This is a genomic window from Reyranella sp. (genome assembly GCF_036558665.1).
GTDB lineage: Bacteria > Pseudomonadota > Alphaproteobacteria > Reyranellales > Reyranellaceae > Reyranella.
Genome location: NZ_DATBFE010000035.1, coordinates 1 through 21,912, shown reverse-complemented (window position 1 = coordinate 21,912; position 21,912 = coordinate 1). Strand labels below are relative to the sequence as shown.

Genomic DNA, 21,912 nt, shown 5'->3' with positions numbered 1-21,912 from the left:
GGATGCACGTTCACTCAGTGAGGTCGACGTCCTTGGTGTCGTGCAGGAAGAAGAAGCCGATCACCAGGGTCATCACCGCCACAACGATCGGGTACCAAAGTCCGAAGTAGATGTCGCCCTTCCAGGCGACCAGCGCCGTCGCCAACAGGGGCAGCATGCCGCCGAACCAGCCATTGCCGATGTGATACGGCAGCGACATGGAGGTGTAGCGGATCTTGGTCGGGAACAACTCGACCAGAAAGGCCGCGATCGGACCATAGACCATGGTCACGTAGATCAGGAAAATCACCAGGATCAGCTCGGCCATGAACCAGTTGACCTTCGCCGGATTGGCGCCCCCCGACGGATAGCCCGCCTCCTTGAGCGCCGCGTCAAGTCTTGCCTGGCCGGTCTTCGAGTCGAAGCCTTCGAGCTTCTTGTCGCCGATCTGAATGACGATCGGCTTCCCCCCCTCGGCATCGATCGACTCGAATGACAGGCCGGCCTTGGTCAACGCATCCTTGGCGCGGTCGCACTCCGAGAAGGTTGACCATGGGCCCACGAACACGTGGATGTTGCAGGTCGCGGGATCGACCGTGACCGAGAGCTTGGTCCTGGCCTGGAAGGCTTCAAGCTCGGGATTGACATAGTGCGTGAGCGCGGCAAACAGCGGGAAGTAGGTGATCGCCGCAATCAGGCAGCCGGCCAGGATGATGCGCAGGCGGCCGATGCGATCGCTCAGCCAGCCGAAGAAGATGAACATCGGCGTGCCGATCAACAGCGAGAGGCCCACCAGTGCATAGGCCGAGAGATAGTTGAGCTTCAGCGTGATGGTGAGGAAGAAGAGAGCGTAGAACTGGCCCGTGTACCAGACCACCCCCTGCCCCGCGGTCGCGCCGAGGAGCGCCAGCAGGACATAGCGATTGTTGGGGTAACGGAAGAAGCTGTCGGTGAGCGGCGAGGACGAACCCTTGCCCTCTTCCTTCATCTGCCGGAACAGCGGCGATTCGTTCAGCTTCAGCCGGATATAGACCGAAAAGATCAGCAGGATCAGCGAGACCAGGAAGGGCACGCGCCACCCCCAGTCGGCGAAAGTCTTGGCGTCCATCTGGGTGCGGCAGAGCGCGATGATGCCGAGCGACAGGAAGAAGCCCAACGTCGCCGTGGTCTGGATCCAGCTCGTGGCGTAGCCGCGCCCGTTCCTGGGCGCATGTTCGGCGACATAGGTGGCAGCGCCACCATACTCGCCGCCGAGCGCCAGGCCCTGGATCAGGCGCAGGATCAGCATGAGAGAGGGCGCCAGCCAGCCCACGGCCGAGAAAGTGGGCAACAGGCCGACCGCAAAGGTCGAGCCGCCCATGCACAAGATGGTGATGAGGAAGGTGTACTTCCGGCCGACCAGGTCGCCCAGTCGGCCAAACACCAGCGCGCCGAAGGGCCGGACCAGAAAGCCTGCGGCATAGGCCACGAAGGCCGAGAGTAGCGCCGCCGTGGCGTTGCCGGGCGGAAAGAACAGCGCCGCGAAAAACGGTGCGAGAGTGGCGTAGAGATAGAAATCGTACCACTCGAACACCGTGCCGAGGGACGACGCGAAGATGACCCGCCGCTCCTCCTGCCGGGAAACGATGCGGCCTTCGCCGAGGGCTGCTGCGACTGCCATATTGGAGCTCCTGTCGTTGAACCTACGCGACGCGTGCGCGACCCGAGTTCAGCGGGACAGGCAATTGAGAAAGGAAAGGTCGGCCATTGGCGCCTCGCCTGTCGTCCCCGCTCCGGATGTCCTTGCAGACATCCCAGTCTTGTGGCGTCCATTTTACATCAGCTATGCGAATAGAACAAATGACAAGACGATGCGTGATCTGTCCTGAAGCGGTGAGTTGACCGGCCGGCCGCCCTTGTCTCACTCTGGATGCAAACGGAGCGAAACAAGCCTTGGAATGAGCGACTCGCCGTCCGCGCCGCGCAGCTTCCTGATCGCCGACGATCATCCGATGGTCCGCGACGCCTTGAGCACGGTGCTGTCGCAAAGCTTCCCGGGCGCCGCCATCGGCCTTGCCGGCAGTCTCGCCGAGGCACAAGCCGCCCTCGAGCGCCAGCCCGACACCGATGCATTGCTTCTCGACCTCGACATGCCCGGCATGGATGGGCTGACCGGACTGGCGCTGCTGCGTTCGGACTGGCCGACGGTGCCGATCATCGTGGTCTCGGCAGCGCGCGATTCCACCGTCGCCCGGCGGACGCACGATCTCGGCGCCGCCGCCTATGTCGAAAAATCGGCCTCCCTGGAGGAGATCGCGGACACCGTCCGCGCCGTGCTCGACGGCGAGATCATCGCGCCGCCGGAGGCCGGCGCCGCAGCCGGCGACAGCTTTGCCCAGCGTGCCGGGCAGCTGACACCGCAGCAATGGCGGGTGCTCGCGCTGATGGTGCAAGGCGACCAGAACAAGCAGATCGCCTACAAGCTCGGCGTCGGCGAGGCGACGGTGAAGGCGCATGTCACCGTGATCCTGCGCAAGCTCGGCGTGCGCTCGCGAACCCAGGCAGTGATCGAGGCGCGCGGCCTCGCCCTGCCGCCCGGCTAGGCCGTCAGGCCAAGCGACCGCTCGCGCATCCTGAGCAGCGCGCGAAGGGCGGCGGGCTTCACCGGCTTGTGCAGCAGCTCGACCTGCTGCGCGCGAGCACGCAGCCGCAGCAGCGGCTCGCGGTCGGCAGTGACCAGAGCGGCCGGCACCGTGCGCCCCCAATGCCGACGCAGTGTCTCGACCACGGCGAGGCCATCCGGTCGGCCCTCGCCGCGGTCGTCGAGATGAAGATCGGCGAGCACGAGATCAGGCAATCGGCCCGCCGCGGCGACGCACTCGAGCGCCTCGGCCTCGCTGGCCGCCGTCGCGACCTTGCAGCCCCAGCCGCCGAGCAGCGTCGCCATCGCATCGCGCACCCGCACCTCGTTGTCGATACAAAGCACGAAGCTCTCGGCTTCCAGCGCCGGCGTGGGCGGCACCGCGGGCGCTGCAGCAGGCATCGCTTCGATCGAGGGAGCGCGCGGCACCAGGACCGAGAAGGTCGAGCCGCGGCCGGGCGCCGAGGCGATCCGCACCGGCAGGTCGAGCATACGCGCCACGCGCTCGACGATGGCGAGACCAAGTCCCAGGCCGCGCTCCTCGCGCGCCAGCTCGACCTCGGGCTGCAGGCGTACGAACTCCTCGAAAATCGTGCTCTGCTTGTCGGCGGCGATGCCGGGCCCGTTATCCTTCACCTCGATGCGCAGGCCCGCGCCCTCGCGACGGCAACCCAGCAGCACGTGCTGCGGCCTGCCCTCGGCGCGGCCGTAGCGCAACGCGTTGGAGAGCAGGTTCTGCAGGATGCGCCGCAGAAAGGCGGGATCCGTGGTCACGAAGGCGCGCGTGGGCACCACGACCAGCTGGATGTCGCGTCGCGCGGCGACGGGTGCGAAGGCGGTGGCAAGGGAATCGAACATCGGCTGCAGGGCGAAGTTGCGCTTCTCCGGCCTGAAGGCGCCGGCATCGAGCTTCGAGATGTCGAGCAGCGCGTCGAGCAGCGACTCCACCGCCCCCAGGCTCGCGTCGATCTTGCCGCTGAGATCGTTGCCCGGATCGCGGTCCATCATCGCCGCCGTGAAGAGCCGGGCTGCATGCAATGGCTGCAGCAAGTCGTGGCTCGCGGCAGCAATGAAGCGCGTCTTGCCGAGGTTGGCCGCCTCGGCCTCGGCGCGACTCGCCTCGAGCTCGGCGGTACGCTCGACCACGCGCTGCTCCAGCGTCTCGGCCGCCTGGCGCAGCCGCCCGTCGCTCTCCCGCAGCGCTTCCGCGATGCGCACGCGCGCCGTCACGTCGTTGCAGGTGGCCACGAAGCCGCCGCCGGGCAGTGGATCGACCCTGAACTCGACGACACGCCCCTCACGCGTCGTGATCTCGTGCGTCTGCGGCGCTGGCGGCTTCCGCAGCAGTGCCACGATCTCGGGCGTGGCGCCGAACCACAGAGGCGAGGCACCGACGGCGACCGCTTCGCCATCGAGCGACAGCAGTGTCGTGAAGCGGTCGTTGAAGATCTCGAGATTGCCGTTGTGGTCGAAGGCGGCGATGCCCATGCCGACATGATCGAGCGTGTTGCGCAGGATCTCGTAATTGTAGCGAATCGCCTCCGATGCCTCGTCGATCAGGGCGCGCGCGCTGCGCGGCATCAGCCGGCCGCGACGCCCGAAGGCGGCGACGACCACGCGCGCCGATGCGGCGCCCAGCGTGCCCGACAGCACGCGCTCCGTGCGCTGCAACGCGGCCTCGATCGAGAGCGGTTCGCGCCCCAGCGCGCGCTCGGCGCGCTCGAACCCGACGAAACGCGTCAGCAGCTCGCGCAATGAATCGAGCCGTTGCGCATCGACCGGCGTCTGCGGGTCGACTTCCGCGGGCTCCGCGCCGACCACGAACGCACGCGCCTGCCCGGCATCGGCGCCCCGCGCGCGCACCAGCAGCGACACGCCGGCGAGCAGAAGCGTGTTGACGAAAATGCCGGCCACGAAGCCCTGGCCCACCGGATCGAGCGCATCGAGCGGCGCCGGCAACCAGTCCCTGAGCGGCATCTCCTGCGGACCGCCCGCCTCCTGGTGCAGCGTCGGCAGCAGGAGCGCGTACAGCCAGACAACGAAGCCGCCGGCCAGTCCCGCCAGCACGCCCCAGCGATGGGCACGGCGCCAGTAGAGGCCGAGCACCAGACCGGGCGCGAAATTGGCGACGGCGCAGAAGCTGATGAGCCCGATCGAGGCCAGCGGCAGGATGCCCGAGACGATGCGCTCGTAGGCGTAGGCCGCCATCAGGATCAGCACCACGGCGGCACGACGCACGAACACGACCAGCGGCCCCATCTCGCCACGCCGCACCACCTGATGGCGCAGCAGGTAAGGCATCAGGAGCTCGTTGCCAATCATGCCCGACAGCGCCATGCAGGCGACGACCACCATCGAGGTCGCGGCGGAAAGGCCGCCCAGGAAGACGAATGCCGACAGCCAGTCCGCGCCATGCTCGAGCGGAAGCCGCAGCACGTAGAGGTCGGAATTGAACTGCGACCCGAGCAGTAGCAGGCCGGCCGCCGCGATCGGGACGACGAAGAGATTGATCAGCACGAGGTAGCTGGGAAACAGCCAGCGCGCCGTCGGCAGGCTCGCGGCATGGCCGTGCTCGACGACCGCGACATGGAACTGGCGCGGCAGGCAGAGGAACGCCATGGCCGAAAGCAGCGAGGTCACGATCCATGTAAGCGGCGAGCCTTCCTGCAGTACGCGGCCGGCCAGCGCTGGCTCGGTAGCCAGCTTCGCCCAGAGGTCGGACGGTCCATCGAAGAGCACGAACAGCACGAAGGGACCGACCGCGAACAACGCAAGGAGCTTCACCACCGACTCGAAGGCGATCGCCATCATCATGCCGCGATGCTGCTCGGAGGCCGATACGTGGCGTACGCCGAACAGAATGGTGAACACCGCCATCAGCGCGGCCACAATCAACGCCGTATCGGTGTGGATGGCACTGGCCTGCATGCCCGGCCGCGTTGTCGGGTCGACAACGGCGCTGAAGGACGACGACACCGCCTGGAGCTGCAGCGCGATATAGGGCAGCACGCCGACCGTCGCGACCAGGGTTGCCGTCACGCCCACCGCACGGCTCTTGCCGTAGCGCGAGGCAAGGAAATCGGCGATCGATGTGACGTTGTGCTGCTTGGCGAGCCGCACGATCTTGCGTAACAGCGGGAAGCCCACCGTCATGACCAGCACCGGGCCGGTGTAGATCAGCAAGTAGTCGAAGCCCGCCCTGGTCGCCCGGCCCACCGCGCCGTAGAAAGTCCACGAAGTGCAGTAGATGGCGAATGAGAGGCCGTAAACGGCCGGCGCCACGGTACTGCTGGCCGACCAGGCGCGCTGATGCCGGTCGCCGAAATAGGCCACGGCGAACAGCAGGCCGAGATAGGCCAGCGACAGGGCAAGAACCACCGGTTCGGCGAGCATCGCCCGCATTGAACCAAGCCCCTCGGGTCGCTACAAGGCTCGCCTTCCCGTTCCCACCTTAGTCCGGAGCTTCAAGGAGCCCGCAATGGCTGCGTACCAGTACATCTACGTCATGAAGGGCCTGAACAAGACCTATCCGGGCGGCAAGCAGGTACTGAAGGACATATGGCTCTCCTTCTTTCCGGGAGCCAAGATCGGCGTGCTGGGCCTGAACGGCGCCGGCAAGTCGACCCTGCTCAGGGTCATGGCGGGCCAGGACGACAATTTCACCGGCGAAGCCTGGGCCGCCGAAGGGGCGAAGGTGGGCATGCTCGAGCAGGAACCCCGACTCGACCCCACGAAGGACGTGCTCGGCAACGTCATGGAGGGCGCCGGCGACATGGCCAGGATGCTGGCACGCTTCGAGGAGGTGTCAGCCGCCTTCTCGGACCCCGAAGCCGACATGGAAAAGCTGATCGCCGAGCAGGCCGAGCTGCAGGAGAAGATCGACGCCGGCAACGGCTGGGACCTGCAGCGCACGGTCGAGATCGCGATGGATGCGCTGCGCTGTCCGCCGCCCGACGCCGATGTGGACAAGCTGTCGGGCGGCGAGCGCCGGCGTGTCGCGCTGTGTCGGCTGCTGCTCAGCCGGCCCGACATGCTGCTGCTCGACGAGCCGACCAACCATCTGGATGCCGAGTCGGTGGCCTGGCTCGAGCGTCACCTCAAGGAATTCCCCGGCACGGTCGTGGCGGTGACGCACGACCGCTATTTCCTCGACAACGTCGCGGGGTGGATCCTCGAACTCGATCGCGGAGCGGGCATCCCGTGGGAAGGCAACTACACTTCGTGGCTGAAACAGAAGGAGCGGCGGCTCGCTCAGGAGGAGAAGGCCGCCGACACCCGCCGCCGCACCCTCCAGCGTGAGCTGGAATGGATGGGCCAGACGCCGCAGGCGCGGCGTTCCAAGAGCAAGGCGCGTATCGCGGCCTACAATCAGATGGTCGAGGAGGAGCAGAAGGCCACGCTCGATACGGCGCAGATCGTGATCCCGCCCGGCCCGCGGCTGGGCGACCACGTGATCGAGGCCGACAAGATCTCCAAGGGCTTCGGTGACCGGCTGCTGATCGACAATCTTTCGTTCAAGCTGCCGCCGGGCGGCATCGTCGGCGTGATCGGTCCCAACGGCGCCGGCAAGACCACGCTGTTCAAGATGATCACCGGCCAGGAGACCGCCGATTCGGGCACCTTCGCGGTCGGTCCGACGGTCAAGCTCGGCTATGTCGACCAGAGCCGCGAGACCCTCGACCCCGACAAGACCGTGTGGCAGGAGCTCTCGGGCGGCCTCGACGTCATCAAGCTCGGCAACCGCGAGGTCTCGAGCCGCGCCTATTGCGGCTCCTTCAACTTCAAAGGCGCCGACCAGCAGAAGAAGGTGGGCCAGCTCTCGGGCGGCGAGCGCAACCGTGTCAACCTCGCCAAGATGCTGAAGAGCGGCGCCAATGTCCTGTTGCTCGACGAGCCGACGAACGACCTCGACGTCGACACGCTTCGCGCGCTCGAGGAGGCGCTCGTCGATTTCGCGGGCTGCGCCGTCATCATCAGCCACGACCGCTGGTTCCTCGACCGCATCGCCACGCACATGCTGGCCTTCGAGGGCGACAGCCACGTCGAATGGTTCGAAGGCAACTACCAGGACTACGAGGCCGACCGCCATCGTCGCCTCGGCACCGACGCCGATCAGCCACATCGCATCAAGTACAAGCCGCTGGTCCGGAAGTAGCATCGTCTTCCCCCCCGAACAGGAGAAGACTGACGTTCGGGCGTAGATCAGTATGGACTCGGAAATCACGATGAGAGGTCTTTCACGCCGCCGCTCTCTTCTTGCCCTGACCAGTTGCCTTGTCGCCCCGGCGATCCTTCCTCCGCGCGGACATGCCCAGAGCACACTTCCCGACAGACCGTTGCGCATCCTGGTCGGCTTCGCGGCGGGTGGCGGAGCCGAGCTCATGGCTCGCGTCATCGCGCCGGCTTTGGAACGCCGGGTCGGCCGGCGGGTCACGGTTCAGAACAAGCCCAGCGGCACTGACATAGCGGCCGGAAATCTGTTCAAGGATGATCTGCAGCAGGGATTGGTCGTCGCCTTCCTGCCGTCGACGACTCTGTCCCTGAAGCTCCCGAGCTCGCCCTTTCCCTTCGATTCCGCGAGCGGGCTCGTGCCGCTGACAACCGCAGGTGCGTTCCAGGTCGCTTTCGCCGTGTCGCCCATGACGGGCGCCGCGAGCTTTGCCGAATACATCGCGTGGGTGAAAGCGGGCTCGCCGGGCCGTGCCCGTCTGGCCACGACGTCCACCGATGCCTACCTCAGGATCTATGGCAGGATGATCGGGCGCGATATTGGCGTGCCCTTCGAGATCGTCCCTGATCGGGGCGCGTCAGGGTTGGCCAAGAGCCTGATGGCGGGGGTTGTACCCGCAGGTCTCGGCAGCGTGGCGACGCTGCTGCAGCAGAAGCGGGCTCGCCAGGTGACGATCGTCATGACCTCCGGCCACAAGCGGGTCCGGGTGCTACGTGATGTGCCGACGGTTGTCGAACTCGGCTATTCGAACCTCGAATTGCAGGAATGGTATGGCTTCTTCGCCTCTTCCAGCTCGCCGCGGCCCGCCGTCGCGGAGTGGGATCGACAACTCAGGGCCGTGCTCGCCCAGGACGAGGTCGTCGCCGACCTGTCGCAACTCGGTCTCGAAGTCGAAGCCTCGACGGCCGCCGAAACTGCCGCGCGATTCGAACAGCACCAGCAGGTCTGGCAACAGCGCATGGCTTCCTTCGGAATGAAGTCCGACAATTAGGAACGATCAGAAGCGCTCCGGGGCCTTGCCTGGTCCCGAGGCGCATTGCCGGATCCGGAATCCTTGGCGATCGGCTTGGCCCGACGCCGACGCCGTTCTTCGCCGAGCGCGAGGAGTCGCTCGCGGTCGGCCGGATCGACGCGGCCATATCGGGCACGCCAGTCGTTGTCTTTCCAGTGGAACGGCGCTCTCACCGTCGTCCTCGGGCCCGGAGCGGACTCGAACACGCCGAGCGCCAGACGGATGATCGCCTTCTGCATGTCTCCCCGCCAAGGAGGACCGCAGGGATTGCCGAGCGGAAAGTCGGTGAACAGGAAGCGCGGCACGCCGCAATGCTCGACCACGTCGAGCGCGGAACCGACGATTACGGTCGGGATGCCGTTGGCTTCCAGGTAACGGGCGACCAGACTCACGGTCTGGTGGCAGACGGGTCAAAGCGGACACAGAATGGCGGCGTCCGCCCCGTCATCGCGCAAGCGCTCCAGCACCTGTGGTGCGTCCACTACGGTCGTCTTGCGCTGGCTGTACTCGGTCGGCACGCCATGGAAGCGGGCGGCCAAGCCGGCGAACATGCCTTCGGCCGCCAGTTCCGACGCTGCCTCGATCGGCAGAAAGCTCTCTCGGTCGTCGGTGTGCGTCGATTCCTTGTCCCAGGCCAGATTGGCCGTGAAGAGCGATTGCGGCGGTGGTGAGACCGGTCCCGACCAGACCTGCTTCGTCCCTTTGAAATCGGCGGGGCTGGCCGTCGTTATCAGGGCGATCCGCGCGGCCAAAATCGGCTTGGCGAGACGAGCGAAAGGCACCTCGTCATGCCTCGCCCAGACATAGTCCGTCGCATAGCCGAGGGCGCGATAATACTGCCGGGTGCGATCGATGTAGCGGACCGGCTGGTCACCTCGTGTCATCGTTCTTCTCTACCACGCCGCCCGCTCTCCTGCCCGCTAGGATTCTCAACTCGTCGGCTGCCTCAGCGGCGCGGCACCCATGGCCTTCGCAGTGAACCGTTCGCGCAGCCCCTGGAAGACGACATAAAGCATCGGGATCACGAAGATGCCGAAGAGGGCTGCCGCGATCATGCCGCCGAAGACCGGCGTGCCGACAGCGCGGCGACTGGCGGCGCCCGCCCCTTCGGCGACGACCAGCGGCAACAGGCCAAGGATGAAGGCGAAGCTCGTCATCGCCACCGGGCGGAAGCGCAGCCGCGCGCCTTCGACTGCAGCGTCGAGCACGGTCCTGCCCTGCAATCGCTGCTCGACCGCAAACTCCACGATCAGGATGCCGTTCTTGGCGGAGAGCGCCACCAACACCACGAGGCCGATCTGGGCATAGCTCGCCAGAGATTGGGTGACCGTCGGCGAGGAAAAGCAAGAATTTCTTGGGCACCTGCAAATCAAACGTCGAATCGCGATGCTCAGCCTCCAATCACATTCCACGGCTGTTATTTCATGGCATGCCTCTTGCTCCTTCACTGCCAGCCCGGAGTCACGAAGCGAGAGGTGATGCGATGGACTATGTAAGACCGGCTGCGGTCGCGCAGGCGATGATCGATGCGGCCGGGATCAAGCTTGCGCTCGCGCCACGCGACCTCTTCGTTCGCGGTGTCCTGTCGGGTGCGCTCCTCGGCATCTCGACCAGCCTCGCCTTGACGGCCGCCCTTGCAACCGGTCAGGGCTTCGTTGGCGCGATCGTCTTCCCGTTCGGCATCGCCACGATCGTGTTGCTTGGTCTGGAACTGGTGACGGGCAGCTTCGGACTTGTGCCGCTGTCGTGGTTCGAAGGTCGTGCCAGCCTGCGCGCAGTTGGCGCCAATATCGTCTGGGTGTTCCTCGGCAACCTGGTCGGCAGCGTCGTCTATGGCCTCCTCCTCGCCGTCGTGCTGACCAACATGTTTACGACGGCGCCTGCAGGCTTGGCCCAGCGCATCGTGCAGATCGCCGAAGCCAAGACGACGGGCTATGCCGCACTGGGTGGTGCGGGACTGGTGGTCGTCTTCGTCAAAGCCATGCTCTGCAACTGGATGGTCTGCCTGTCGGCAGTACTGGCCATGACCAGCACCTCGGCAATCGGCAAGATCGTCGCCTGCTGGCTGCCGATCTTCGTCTTCTTCGCGCAGGGCTTCGAGCATGCCGTCGTCAACATGTTCGTCATCCCCACGGGCATGATGATGGGGGCCAGGGTAACGCTTGCCGACTGGTGGCTGTGGAACCAGATCCCGGTGACGCTCGGCAACATCGTCGGCGGGTTTTTCTTTACCGGGCTTGCCATCTATCTCACCTATCGCCCCAAGTCGGCGGCGATCGGCGACGCGCTTGCCGCGCCCCTCGCGGCCGAGTGATCCGATGAGCGCGCCCGACTTCCTGCCCGAACAGAAGCGCTATCTCGAAGGGTTCGCGTCCGGTCTGCAGGCCGCGCGCGCCAGGGGACATGTGTCCGTGCCCGCCGGCGCGCCCGCGTCCGGCGGTCCCGATGCCGCGCATCTCGCAGCAATGGCGCGCTTCGAGGCGGGCGGCAGGAAATTGGCCGATCCGGAGAAGTGGAAGCGCGAGGAGCATCCGTTCGACGGCTATGCGCGGCTGAAGGACCAGGCATCGCGGAACGAATATCCCAAGCCGCCGGACAATTTCCGCTGGCGCTTCCATGGATTGTTCTATCTCGCGCCCAACCAGCCTTTCTACATGGCGCGGCTGCGCATGCCGAACGGCGTCCTGAACTGGCGTCAGCTTGCGGGCCTCGCCGACATCGCCGACACTTGGGGGGCAGGCCATGCGCACGTGACGACGCGCGCCAACATCCAGATTCGCGGCATCGAGGCCAGGAACACCACCAATGTCCTGGAGGCTGTGCAGGATCTCGGCCTCACGTCGCGCGGTTCGGGCGCCGACAATATCCGCAACGTGACCGGCGACGCCACCGCGGGCATCGCATCGCACGAGTTGCTCGATACGCGGCCCGACACGCGGCGCTGGCACTTCCATGTGCTGAACGATCGCTCGCTGAGCGGCCTGCCGCGCAAGTTCAATGTCGCCTTCGACGGCGGCGGGCCAATCCCGACGCTGGAAGAGACCAACGACATCGGCTTCAGCGCCGTGCAGGTGGGCGAAGGCGCGCCCGTCATGCCGGGCGTGTGGTACCGGCTGGGCCTGGGCGGCATCACCGGCCACAAAAATCTCGTGCGGCCGACCGGCGTCGTCGTGGCGCCGCAGGATTCGACAACGGTGGCCGACGCCATCGTTCGGGTCTTCATCGATCACGGGGACCGCACCAACCGCGCGAGGGCGCGTATGAAGTATCTGATCGATGCCTGGGGATTGGAGAAATTCCTTGCCGCCGTCGAGGAAAGGCTCGGACGCCGGCTCGACCCCGTCGAAGAGCGGCACATCTCGCCGCGGCCACCGCAGGATCGCCTGGCCCACATCGGCTTGCATGCGCAAAAACAGGCGGGACTCCTCTACGCCGGCATCGCCCTGCCGGTAGGCCGGCTCGAACCCGCCCAGATGCGCACCATCGCCGACGCCGCACGCGAGCTGGGCGATGGCGATATCCGCCTCACCGTATGGCAGAACCTGCTGGTCTCGGGCATCGCCGAAGCCGATCGCCCCGTTTTCGAGCAACGCATCGCCGCAGCGGGTCTGTCGCTCGCCGTCTCGCCGCTGCGCGCCGGGCTGGTCGCCTGCACGGGCTCCTCGGGCTGCAAGCTCGCCAACGCCCGTACCAAGGAGATGGCCATCGCCATCGCCGAGCATTGCGATCCGCGCCTCGAGCTCGACACGCCGATAAACATACATCTGACGGGTTGCCCGAACTCCTGCGCCCAGCACTACATTGGCGATATCGGACTGGTGGGCGCGCGCGTCGCCTCGGGTGAGGACGATACGGTCGACGGCTACCATATCGTGATCGGCGGCAGCTATGGCGGCGACGCCGCGATTGGCCGCGAGTTTGCCCGCGAGATCAAGGCCGAGGACACGCCACGCTTCATCGAACGCCTGCTCGCCGCCTATCTCGCCCACCGCACCGATGACGGCGAGACCTTCCGGCAGTTCGCGGCGCGCCATGACGTCGAAGGCCTGCGCCGCCTGGCCGGTGCGTGATCCTGTGTCGGTGACGGAAACACCCCTGCCACCCGGCGCGCCGGCGGACGTCGTCGAGTACATTCCGCAGGGCGCGCCCTTCAGCGACGAGCAGCGCGCGTGGCTGAACGGCTTCTTTGCCGGCCTGCTGTCACGGCTTCCCGCCGATCAGGCGCTGCCGCCCCTGCCGGCGGCGGCCGATCCTGCCTTCCGCGATCCGATGACGGACGGCGATGACGATGGCGCGCCCTGGCACGATCCCTCGCTCGCACTCGCCGATCGCATGGAAATGGCCAAGGACAGGCCGCTGCGTCGCCGGATGATGGCGGCTATGGCGCAGCAGGATTGCGGTCAGTGCGGCTATACGTGCGAAACCTACGCCAACGAGATCGCACAGCATGCCGAGGAGCGCCTGAACCTCTGCGTGCCGGGCGGCAAGGAAACGGCGCGCATGCTGAAGAAGCTCATCGAGGAGATGGGCGGCGGCGCAACCGATCCCGACGAGGAAATGGCCAGGGCCGCGGCGAAGGCGGCGGCGCGACTCGAGCCCGGGGCGCCGGTCGAGCGCGGCTATTCGCGCGAGATGCCGGTCGAGGCCCGGTTCCTCTCGCGCACGCTCCTGAACAAGGGTGCGTCGGAAAAATCGACCTGGCACGTCGAGATCGACCTCGGCGGCTCGGGCCTCGACTACGCGGTCGGCGACAGCCTCGGCGTCTATCCCGTCAACGATGCCGCGCTCGTGTCGGCGGTGATCGGCGCGATCAATGCGCCGCCCGACTTCCCCGTCGCCGGCAGCACCCTCGCCGACGTCCTTGCCCACGACATGTCACTGGGTGCAGCGCCCGACATGCTGTTCGAGCTGATATCCTACATCGTTGGCGGCGAGCGCAGGGCGAAGGCCAAAGCGCTCGCGCAGGGCGCGGATCCCGATGGCGACGCCGCGACTCTCGACGTGCTGGCGGCGGTCCGGAAGTTTCCCGGCATCCGGCCCGATCCCGAAGCTTTCGTCGAGTGCCTCGACGCGCTGCAGCCGCGGCTCTATTCGATCTCCTCGTCGCCGAAGCTCGACCCCCACCGGCTCACGCTCACCGTCGACCGGGTGCGCTACGAAATCGACGGACGCATGCGGCTCGGCGTCGCCTCGACCTTCCTGTCAGGTCGCATCGCGCCCGGCGCGCCGCTCAAGATCTATATCCAGCGCGCGCACGACTTCGCCCTTCCCGCCGATCCGGCGATCCCCATCATCATGGTCGGGCCCGGCACCGGCGTCGCGCCGTTCCGCGCCTTCCTGCAGGAGCGCACGATCACCCGGGCGCCAGGCGACGCGTGGCTGTTCTTCGGCCATCAGCGAAGCGCCTGCGACTTCTTCTACGAGCGCGAACTCGCGGCCCTGCGCGAGTGCCAGAGCTTGACCAGGCTTTCGCTCGCCTGGTCGCGTGACCGGGAGACGCCCAAGACCTACGTGCAAGACCGGATGCTCGCGGAAGCCGACGAACTCTGGGCATGGCTGCAGCGCGGCGCGCATTTCTATGTCTGCGGCGACGCCAAGCGCATGGCGGCCGACGTCGAGAAGGCGGTGATTGCCGTCGCCGTCGACCGCGGCAAGATGACCGAGACGCAGGCCAAGGACTTCGTCGCCGATCTCAAGAAGACGGGACGATATCAAGCGGACGTGTACTGACGCGCCCTGCAGGATGCCTCTGGCTTCAACTGCACGGTCAATACGACTGCGCACGGGCACTTGACACAAATTTGGCCGCGCCGGGAAACCATTGATACAGTTGAAAGCTGTACACTGTGCGGTGCGTGATCGGGAGGGGTCCCGGTTGCGCCCCCGACGCGGCAACCGGACTTGCCGGCCGCGCCGTACGCCGGGGCATCTGTGTGTGGGACATCGTCACGTCGACAAGAGCGGACCGCAAGGTCACGCGCCGGTCGAGCGGTCTGCTTGCCTCGGGAAGGGTTGGCGGACAGCCGGCCGATCGCAGGCGTGGCGCTACTTGGGGATTGTCATGCTGGATCCAATTGCCGGATGGCGCGTCGCGGAATCCGAGGACGACGCCTACGACTTCAGCAGGGCCGCGCGTAGCAAGGCGAGAGAACGCGCAGTCTTGATGTTCGTGACCTTGATCGCGCTGACGTGCACGACGTTGACGGGCGCGGTCGCGGCCGTATTCCTGTGGTGATATGCCGATCAACGCGCGTTCGACGCCGATGAGATCGAGGCGTCGAGGTCGTGCAACGTGGCAGGATCAGATTCGCTGATCCATCTCCAGCGCGGGCTCGGGCACGTCGACGCAGCCGATGATGCGCGCCGGCACGCCGGCCGCCGTGCAGCCCGCAGGCACCGGCTCCAACACCACGCTGCCGGCCGCGATCTTGGCGCACTTGCCGATCTCGATGTTGCCCAGCACCTTGGCTCCGGCGCCGAGTAGCACACCGCGCCGGACCTTGGGATGACGGTCGCCGCGTTCCTTGCCGGTGCCCCCCAGCGTCACGCCGTGCAGCATTGAGACGCCATCCTCGACGACCGCCGTCTCGCCGATCACGATGCCGGTGCCGTGGTCGAGGAAGATGCCCTTGCCGATTTCCGCGCCGGGATGGATGTCGAGCGCGAACAGCGAGCTCGCACGACTCTGCAGATAGTGGGCGAGCGAATGCCGCCCGTGCTTCCATAGCCAGTGGCCTACGCGATAGGTCTGCAGCGCGTGATAGCCCTTGAACCAGAGCAGCGGGTCGAGATGCGAGGTGCAGGCGGGATCGCGTTCAGCGACGGCGACAATGTCGGCGCGCGCGGCAAGCCCGATGCCGGGATCGGCGTTCAGCGCCTCGTCAAAGGTCTGGCGGATCAGCGCCGCCGGCACCTCCGTCGTGCCCACCAGACGCGCAAGATGGTAGCTGAGCGCGCCCTCGAACCGGGACTGGCTCAGGATCGTGGCATGAAGCGTCCCGGCCAATACCGGCTCGTCGCTGGCCGCCATCTGCGCGGCCTCGCGAATCCTGGCCCAGACCGGATCGACCGAGCGGGGCTCGGCCGCATTCTTGACAACTGCGCTATCCATTGGCGCTCTCCTTCGGTCCCCTGACGCTCACGCGGCAGGACCGATCGAAAGGCCTCCCGCCTGCTACTCTAGGGCCGAACCGCTACGGCAGCAATTCAGTGCTTGGCCCGGGCTTCCAGTTCGTCGATCAGCGGTTCGACTTTGCCGCCGTGATTCTGAATGTAGGAATTGAAATCCGATCGTCTAGTCATGACCATGCTGACGCCCTCGATCTTGACGTCAACAATGCGCGGCCCCTGGCCTTCGTTGCGCACTTCCCACTGGATCGCGATCGGCTCGCCGTTGCTCTGGTTGAGCTTGCTGTCGACCACCGAGGTGCCATTGGCCCGCGTCGTCACCCGGCCGACGGTGAGCGTCTGGCCGCCATACTGGCCGAAACGCTCGGCGTAGGCGTGCGCCTCGGCGCTCGCCGCTGCCTTGAGGAAGCGCTCGCGCTGTTCCGGCGTCGCCTTGTTCCAGTGCGTGCCGAGCGCCGAACGTCCCATATAGTCGAGGTCGAAATCGGTCTCGAGCACCTGCCTGATGCCGGCTTCGCGTGCGGCACCCGTCTTGGCTTTGATGAGCTCGATCACCTCGGCCGCCGTCTTTTGTATGAGCTGGGCGGCGGGACTCTGATCGGCCGAGGCCTGCCCGCTGGCCGCAGTGACGAGGCCGGACACGGCCACGGCCATGGTGCCCGCACCGACGGCGAGGCGCAGGATGGTTCGACGAGGGGCGAACGATGGCACCGCTCTCTCCTTGCGAAAAATGGACGACCTTGGACTTGGGAACGAAGTCCTAGCGCACCAGCGCGAGATTGTCGCGCCGCTCCAGCTCGGCTCGGGAGTCGGTCTTTTCCCGCTTCTGGCGGATCAACTCGGCACGCCGCTGGGTGTAGGCACTGCGCAGCGCGGCGTAGTAATCGACGCTGTTTCTCTCCAGATCGTCGAGTGCCGTCATGGTCCGGGTCCGCGTATCGATAACCGTCGTGCCATAGCGGGTGCCGGCATAGATCCAATAGGCGGTGCTGCCGCTCAGGCTGTAGATCGCGATACCGAACGGATCGATCGAGGCGTCCGCCACCAGCCCGACCGCGTCGCGCGCATTGGACGGCCCGATCAGAGGCAGCATGATGTAGAAGCCGCCATTCTCCGGCTCGACGCCGGCGTAGTAGCCGATCGTCTGGCCGGCGTCGTTGTCGCTCTTCTTCAGCCCGAACGAGCTTGCGACGTCGAAGAGGCCGGCGACACCGATCGTCGAGTTCACCAGGAACCGTGCCATCGATGTGGCCGCTTGATGGGCGTTGCCCTGGACCACGTCGTTGATGGCGGTGACGGGCTCGCCGAGATTCTCGACCACGTTGTGCACGCCGCGCTGGGCGGGCTTGGGCATCCAGTCGCGATAGAGCACAGCGACCGGCCGGATGGCGATGACGTCGACCGCCTGGTTGATGGAGAAGATGAACCGGTTGGGAACCTCCAGCGGATCCCAGACTTCGGTCGCGCCGGTATCATGGGTCGCGCAGCCGGCCAGCAGCGCCACCGCCGCGACTGCCGAGTAGCGGACACACGCCGCCATCGTCCTCGCAAAACCTTTGCCCATGAAAGCCAATCCAGCCCATCCCCCGCCGACCCCCCGCCACAGGGGCTGGACGCTAAAAAGACGGCCTGTTCAGCCGCCACTTCCGGAAAGTGTCGCATACGCCCGGGGTAGTTTGAAGAGCGCAGGAAAAACGGCCGGTAAAATGTGGCCGCGCAGCCACAATCGTCGCGCTTCGTATTGGCTTGTATAAATAAAGATATGCTTATATTCTTTGGTCTATGGATCACCTTCTTACCCTGCTGCGGGCTGCGGCGGAAGATACCCGGCTGCGCATCCTCGCCTTGGCGGCCCGCGAAGACCTGACCGTCAGCGACTACGTTCACGTGCTGGGACAGAGCCAGCCGCGGGTCTCCCGGCACCTGAAGCTACTGGTCGAAGGCGGCCTGCTCGAGCGTTTCCGCGAGGCGCAGTTCACGCGCTTTCGGCTGGTGACGGGGGGCGACGACGCGGCATTGGTGCGCGAATTCGTGCGCCGGCTCGACCCCCGCCATCCGCGTCTCGCAGCCGACCGCGCCCGCCTCGATGCCCTGCAGCAGCGTCGGCAAACTGCGGCGGTGCGCTTCTTCCGCGACAATGCCCAGCGCTGGGACGAATTGAGGGCGTTGCATGTCGCCGATCGGGAGATCGAGCGCGCGCTGGCCCACCATTTCCCGGCGGGGGCACGGCGGCTGCTCGATATCGGCACCGGCACGGGCCGATTGCTCGAAGTGCTGGCCCCCAAGGTCGAGCGGGCCGTCGGTGTCGACCAGAGTCGCGAGATGCTGGCGCTCGCCCGCGCCAATCTTGCCCGCGCCGGCATCGACAATGCCGACATACGCCAGGCCGACATGTACGCGCTCCCCTTCGACGCCGAGAGCTTCGACGTCGTCACCATCCACCATGTACTGCATTATGCCGATGACCCGGCAGCGGCGCTCGCCGAGGCGGCGCGCGTTGTGCGCCCGGGCGGCGTGGTGCTGGTGGTCGACTTCTCACCGCACGATCTCGTCGAGTTGAAGCGCGAGCACGCGCACGTCCATCTCGGCTTTGCCGACAACCAGGTGCAGGGCTGGCTGAGGAGCGCGGGCCTCAGTCCGCTCGAGCCGATTCATTTTCCCGGCCGGCGGCTGATGACGGGCATCTGGCGCGGCGAGCGGGAGCTGCCGCAACGCGCCGCGCCGCGCTCCGCGACCGTATCGCCCATCACCGAGCAGGAGGGAGTTTCCCGATGAGCCCCGACACCGGCCCGCTCAACGCCGAGCCAATGAGCACGGCCCCGCTCGGCCTCGGTGAGGGCCACTTCCCCGCCCGTGCTCCACAACGGCTCAGGGTCTCGTTCGAGTTCTTTCCCCCGAGGACCGACGCGATGGAGAAGACCTTGTGGGAAGCGGTGACGCGTCTCACGCCCCTCGGTCCCACCTTCTTCTCCGTGACCTACGGCGCCGGCGGGTCCACCCGGCAGCGCACCCACGACACCGTCGTGCGGCTGAAAGCCGAAACCGGCATCGATCCGGCGGCCCATCTCACCTGCGTCGCGGCCACGCGTGGCGAGATCGACGAAGTGGCGCAGGCCTATTGGGATGCCGGCATTCGCCATGTCGTGGCGCTGCGCGGCGACCCGCCTTCGGGCATGGGCGGCAAGTACAGTGCTCATCCCGGCGGCTATGCCAACGCGGCCGATCTGGTGGCCGGTCTCAGGAAGATTGCGCCCTTCCAGATCAGCGTCGCGGCCTATCCCGAGAAGCATCCCGATTCGCCCGACGCGACGGCGGACCTCGACAATCTGAAGCGCAAGGTCGACGCCGGCGCCGATCGCTGCATCACCCAGTTTTTCTTCGAGGTCGACGACTTTCTGGGCTTTCGCGACCGCGCCGCGGCAGCCGGCGTCCATGTGCCGATCGTGCCCGGCATCATGCCGGTCTCGAACTTCCAGGCGGTCAACCGCATCGCCGGTCTCTGCGGATCCAAGGTGCCGGGCTGGCTCGCGAGCCTGTTCGACGGGCTCGACGACGATATCGAGACGCGGCGCATGATCGCCGCGACCGTGGCTGGCGACCTCTGCCGCCGCCTGCAGAGCGAGGGCGTCGAGCAGTTTCACTTCTACACGCTGAACCGCGCGGACCTGACGTTCGCGATTTGCCATTTGCTGGGCGTCCGCCCGCGCAGGAGTCCCTCATGAGCCGCACCGAGAGAGCAGATCGGCTGCGCGCCATCGCACAGGAACGGATCCTGGTGAAGGACGGGCCCTACGGCTCGATGATCCAGACTTACAAGCTCGATGAGGCCGGCTTTCGCGGCGGCCGCGATTTCGAACACGATCAGAAAGGCAACAACGATCTTCTCAATCTCACGCGGCCTGACGTCGTGAGCGCGATCTGCGGCGCCTATCTCGAAGCGGGCGCCGATATCGTGGCCACCAACACCTTCAACGCCAATGCGATCAGCCTCAGCGACTACGGGATCGCGGGCATGGCGCGCGAGATCAATCTCGCCGCCGCGAAGCTTACGCGGGCCTGCGCCGAGGCCGTGACGGAACGCGACCCCGCCAAGCCGCGCTTCGTTGCGGGTGCGCTCGGGCCCACCAACAAGACGCTCTCGGTCTCGCCCAACGTCAACGATCCCGGTTATCGCGCCGTCACCTTCGACGAGGTGAAGGGCATCTATCGTGAGCAGGTCGACGGGCTTCTGGATGGCGGGGTCGACTTCATCCTGATAGAGACGGTGTTCGATACGCTGAATGCCAAGGCCGCGATCGTCGCCGTCGACGAGGCCGGCGAGGCGCGCGACGAGGAGATCCCGGTCATGGTGTCGATGACCTTGACCGACCTCGCAGGCCGCAATCTCTCGGGCCAGACGGTCGAGGCCTTCTGGCATTCCGTGCGCCACGCCAGGCCTCTCACCATGGGACTGAATTGCAGTTTCGGCGCGACCGAACTGCATCCCTACGTGAACGCGCTCAATCCGCAGGTCGACGGTCTGGTCTGCGTCTACCCCAATGCCGGTCTTCCGAACGAACTCGGCGCCTACGATGAACCGCCCGAAATGACCGCCAAGCTCGTGAAGGGCTGGGCCGAAAATGGCTGGCTGAACGTGGTCGGCGGCTGCTGCGGCACGACGCCCGCCCACATCAAGGCCGTCGCCGAGGCGGTACAGGGCGTGACGCCGCGCCGGTGGCAGGCCCTGCCTCCGGCGCTCCGTCTTTCCGGCATGGAAGCAGCGAGTTTCTTTTGAGTTTGAGATGACCGAGAACGCCAAGCCCGAAACACGGGCCACCTTCATCAATATCGGCGAGCGCACCAACGTCACGGGATCGGCCAAATTCAAGAAGCTGATCCTGGCGGACGACTACGCTGCGGCCATCGAGGTCGCGCGCCAGCAGGTCGAATCGGGCGCGCAGATCATCGACGTCAACATGGACGAGGGCCTGCTCGACGCCGAGAAGGCGATGGACACGTTCCTGAAGCTGATCGCGTCCGAGCCCGACATCGCCAAGGTGCCGATCATGATCGACAGCTCCAAATGGAGCGTGATCGAAGCCGGCCTGAAGTGCGTCGCCGGCAAGCCGATCGTGAACTCGATCTCGATGAAGGAAGGGGTCGAGCCTTTCATCGAGCATGCCCGCAAGGTGCGCCGCTACGGCGCGGCCGTAGTGGTGATGGCGTTCGACGAGAAAGGCCAGGCCGACACCAAGGAGCGCAAGGTCGAGATCTCCGCGCGCGCCTATGACATTCTGGTGAACAAGGTCGGTTTTCCGGCCGAGGACATCATCTTCGATCCCAACATCTTCGCGGTAGCGACCGGCATCGAGGAGCACAACAACTACGGTGTCGATTTCATCGAGGCCACGCGCGAGATCAAGGCGCGCTGCCCGGGCGTCAAGATCTCCGGCGGCGTGTCCAACCTGTCCTTCGCCTTCCGCGGCAACGAGCCGGTGCGCAAGGCCATGCACTCGGTGTTCCTTTACCACGCCATCCAGGCCGGCATGGACATGGGCATCGTCAACGCCGGGCAGCTCGAGGTCTACGACCAGATCCCGCAGGAGCTGCGCGACGCCTGCGAGGACGTGATCCTGAACCGCCGGCCGGAAGCGACCGAGCGGCTGCTCGAGCTGGCGCCCAAGTACAAGGGCACCGGCGAGGCGGTCGAGACGCAGGACGCCGAATGGCGCAGCTGGCCGGTCGAGAAGCGGCTCGAGCATGCGCTGGTCAAGGGCGTCGACCAGTTCGTCATCGAGGACACCGAGGAGGCGCGCCAACAGATCCCGCGCGAGCTGCGCGACGCCTGCGAGGACGTGATCCAGAATCGCCGGGCGGACGCGACCGAGCGGCTGCTCGAGCTGGCGCCCAGGTACAAGGGCACCGGCGAGGCGGCCGAGACGCAGGATGCCGAATGGCGCAGCT

General features: G+C 66.3%; 16 protein-coding genes and 2 pseudogenes. 10 read left to right on the top strand and 8 right to left on the bottom strand.

Features of this window, described 5'->3' with window-relative positions; genetic code table 11:
• Window positions 1-10: 10 nt before the first annotated feature.
• Complete coding sequence (locus tag VH499_RS05135) at window positions 11-1,639, bottom strand: MFS transporter (RefSeq protein WP_332051619.1); 1,629 nt, start codon at window positions 1,637-1,639, stop codon at window positions 11-13.
• 277 nt (window positions 1,640-1,916) lie between these two features.
• On the opposite strand from VH499_RS05135, the gene VH499_RS05130 reads away from it, so the two are divergent.
• Complete coding sequence (locus VH499_RS05130) at window positions 1,917-2,561, top strand: response regulator transcription factor (protein ID WP_332051618.1); 645 nt, start codon at window positions 1,917-1,919, stop codon at window positions 2,559-2,561.
• Here VH499_RS05130 and VH499_RS05125 read toward each other — a convergent pair.
• On the bottom strand, window positions 2,558-6,001 hold the full coding sequence (locus VH499_RS05125) for a hybrid sensor histidine kinase/response regulator (protein WP_332051617.1): 3,444 nt from the start codon (window positions 5,999-6,001) through the stop codon (window positions 2,558-2,560). The genes VH499_RS05130 and VH499_RS05125 overlap by 4 nt on opposite strands.
• A gap of 76 nt (window positions 6,002-6,077) precedes the next feature.
• Here VH499_RS05125 and ettA point away from each other — a divergent pair, with 76 nt between their 5' ends.
• Both ettA and VH499_RS05115 read left to right on the top strand, forming a co-directional pair.
• Window positions 6,078-7,754 (top strand): energy-dependent translational throttle protein EttA, encoded by a 1,677-nt coding sequence (ettA, locus tag VH499_RS05120; protein WP_332051616.1) that lies wholly within the window; start codon window positions 6,078-6,080, stop codon window positions 7,752-7,754.
• Between the two features lie 226 nt (window positions 7,755-7,980).
• The gene (locus VH499_RS05115; protein ID WP_332051615.1) at window positions 7,981-8,820 is read left to right on the top strand and encodes a tripartite tricarboxylate transporter substrate-binding protein; all 840 of its coding nucleotides are present in this window, start codon (window positions 7,981-7,983) and stop codon (window positions 8,818-8,820) included.
• On the opposite strand, the gene VH499_RS05110 is transcribed toward VH499_RS05115, so the two are convergent.
• The 3 genes and pseudogenes from VH499_RS05110 to VH499_RS05100 form a co-directional block, all read right to left on the bottom strand.
• Window positions 8,817-9,233 (bottom strand): hypothetical protein, encoded by a 417-nt coding sequence (locus VH499_RS05110; RefSeq protein WP_332051614.1) that lies wholly within the window; start codon window positions 9,231-9,233, stop codon window positions 8,817-8,819. The genes VH499_RS05115 and VH499_RS05110 overlap by 4 nt on opposite strands.
• 18 nt (window positions 9,234-9,251) lie before the next feature.
• Entirely contained in the window at window positions 9,252-9,725 is a 474-nt protein-coding gene (locus VH499_RS05105; protein ID WP_332051613.1) for a hypothetical protein, read from the bottom strand.
• A gap of 45 nt (window positions 9,726-9,770) precedes the next feature.
• Window positions 9,771-10,160 (bottom strand): annotated as a pseudogene (locus tag VH499_RS05100) (efflux RND transporter permease subunit); the annotation flags it as partial.
• Window positions 10,161-10,324: 164 nt separating this feature from the next.
• Here VH499_RS05100 and VH499_RS05095 point away from each other — a divergent pair.
• From VH499_RS05095 to VH499_RS05080, 4 genes are all read left to right on the top strand, one after another.
• The gene (locus VH499_RS05095) at window positions 10,325-11,155 is read left to right on the top strand and encodes a formate/nitrite transporter family protein (RefSeq protein ID WP_332051612.1); all 831 of its coding nucleotides are present in this window, start codon (window positions 10,325-10,327) and stop codon (window positions 11,153-11,155) included.
• A 4-nt stretch (window positions 11,156-11,159) separates the two neighbouring features.
• A complete protein-coding gene (locus VH499_RS05090) occupies window positions 11,160-12,911 on the top strand; it encodes a NirA family protein (RefSeq protein ID WP_332051611.1) in 1,752 nt (583 codons plus the stop codon).
• Window positions 12,874-14,571: a sulfite reductase subunit alpha gene (locus tag VH499_RS05085; protein ID WP_332051610.1), complete on the top strand. Its 1,698-nt coding sequence runs from the start codon at window positions 12,874-12,876 to the stop codon at window positions 14,569-14,571. The genes VH499_RS05090 and VH499_RS05085 overlap by 38 nt, the downstream gene beginning before the upstream one ends.
• A gap of 331 nt (window positions 14,572-14,902) precedes the next feature.
• Window positions 14,903-15,076: a hypothetical protein gene (locus VH499_RS05080; protein WP_332051609.1), complete on the top strand. Its 174-nt coding sequence runs from the start codon at window positions 14,903-14,905 to the stop codon at window positions 15,074-15,076.
• A gap of 66 nt (window positions 15,077-15,142) precedes the next feature.
• Here the strand turns inward: VH499_RS05080 and cysE are convergent, their stop codons facing one another.
• The 3 genes from cysE to VH499_RS05065 all read right to left on the bottom strand — a co-directional run bounded on the left by cysE (window position 15,143) and on the right by VH499_RS05065 (window position 17,533).
• Window positions 15,143-15,952 (bottom strand): serine O-acetyltransferase, encoded by an 810-nt coding sequence (gene cysE / locus VH499_RS05075; protein WP_332051608.1) that lies wholly within the window; start codon window positions 15,950-15,952, stop codon window positions 15,143-15,145.
• Window positions 15,953-16,047: 95 nt separating this feature from the next.
• On the bottom strand, window positions 16,048-16,680 hold the full coding sequence (locus VH499_RS05070; protein WP_332051607.1) for an ABC transporter substrate-binding protein: 633 nt from the start codon (window positions 16,678-16,680) through the stop codon (window positions 16,048-16,050).
• 49 nt (window positions 16,681-16,729) lie between these two features.
• The gene (locus tag VH499_RS05065) at window positions 16,730-17,533 is read right to left on the bottom strand and encodes a VacJ family lipoprotein (protein ID WP_332051606.1); all 804 of its coding nucleotides are present in this window, start codon (window positions 17,531-17,533) and stop codon (window positions 16,730-16,732) included.
• A 218-nt stretch (window positions 17,534-17,751) separates the two neighbouring features.
• Between VH499_RS05065 and VH499_RS05060 the strand changes: the two genes are divergently transcribed.
• From VH499_RS05060 to VH499_RS05050, 3 genes and pseudogenes are all read left to right on the top strand, one after another.
• A complete protein-coding gene (locus VH499_RS05060) occupies window positions 17,752-18,744 on the top strand; it encodes an ArsR/SmtB family transcription factor (RefSeq protein ID WP_332051605.1) in 993 nt (330 codons plus the stop codon).
• A gap of 32 nt (window positions 18,745-18,776) precedes the next feature.
• Window positions 18,777-19,691, top strand: coding sequence for a methylenetetrahydrofolate reductase [NAD(P)H] (gene metF, locus VH499_RS05055; RefSeq protein WP_332051652.1), 915 nt, complete (start codon window positions 18,777-18,779; stop codon window positions 19,689-19,691).
• Window positions 19,688-21,785, top strand: a pseudogene (locus VH499_RS05050) (homocysteine S-methyltransferase family protein); the annotation flags it as partial. The gene metF and the pseudogene VH499_RS05050, both read left to right, overlap by 4 nt.
• Between the last annotated feature and the right edge of the window lie 127 nt (window positions 21,786-21,912).

Coding starts and splice junctions, on each gene's coding strand:
- VH499_RS05060 (WP_332051605.1), top strand. CDS start 17,752: ATGGATCACCTTCTTACCCTGCTGCGGGCTGCGGCGGAAGATACCCGG.
- cysE (WP_332051608.1), bottom strand. CDS start 15,952: ATGGATAGCGCAGTTGTCAAGAATGCGGCCGAGCCCCGCTCGGTCGAT.
- VH499_RS05085 (WP_332051610.1), top strand. CDS start 12,874: ATGACGTCGAAGGCCTGCGCCGCCTGGCCGGTGCGTGATCCTGTGTCG.
- ettA (WP_332051616.1), top strand. CDS start 6,078: ATGGCTGCGTACCAGTACATCTACGTCATGAAGGGCCTGAACAAGACC.
- VH499_RS05095 (WP_332051612.1), top strand. CDS start 10,325: ATGGACTATGTAAGACCGGCTGCGGTCGCGCAGGCGATGATCGATGCG.
- VH499_RS05080 (WP_332051609.1), top strand. CDS start 14,903: ATGCTGGATCCAATTGCCGGATGGCGCGTCGCGGAATCCGAGGACGAC.
- VH499_RS05115 (WP_332051615.1), top strand. CDS start 7,981: ATGGCTCGCGTCATCGCGCCGGCTTTGGAACGCCGGGTCGGCCGGCGG.
- VH499_RS05065 (WP_332051606.1), bottom strand. CDS start 17,533: ATGGGCAAAGGTTTTGCGAGGACGATGGCGGCGTGTGTCCGCTACTCG.
- metF (WP_332051652.1), top strand. CDS start 18,777: ATGAGCACGGCCCCGCTCGGCCTCGGTGAGGGCCACTTCCCCGCCCGT.
- VH499_RS05125 (WP_332051617.1), bottom strand. CDS start 6,001: ATGCGGGCGATGCTCGCCGAACCGGTGGTTCTTGCCCTGTCGCTGGCC.
- VH499_RS05130 (WP_332051618.1), top strand. CDS start 1,917: ATGAGCGACTCGCCGTCCGCGCCGCGCAGCTTCCTGATCGCCGACGAT.
- VH499_RS05090 (WP_332051611.1), top strand. CDS start 11,160: ATGAGCGCGCCCGACTTCCTGCCCGAACAGAAGCGCTATCTCGAAGGG.
- VH499_RS05105 (WP_332051613.1), bottom strand. CDS start 9,725: ATGACACGAGGTGACCAGCCGGTCCGCTACATCGATCGCACCCGGCAG.
- VH499_RS05135 (WP_332051619.1), bottom strand. CDS start 1,639: ATGGCAGTCGCAGCAGCCCTCGGCGAAGGCCGCATCGTTTCCCGGCAG.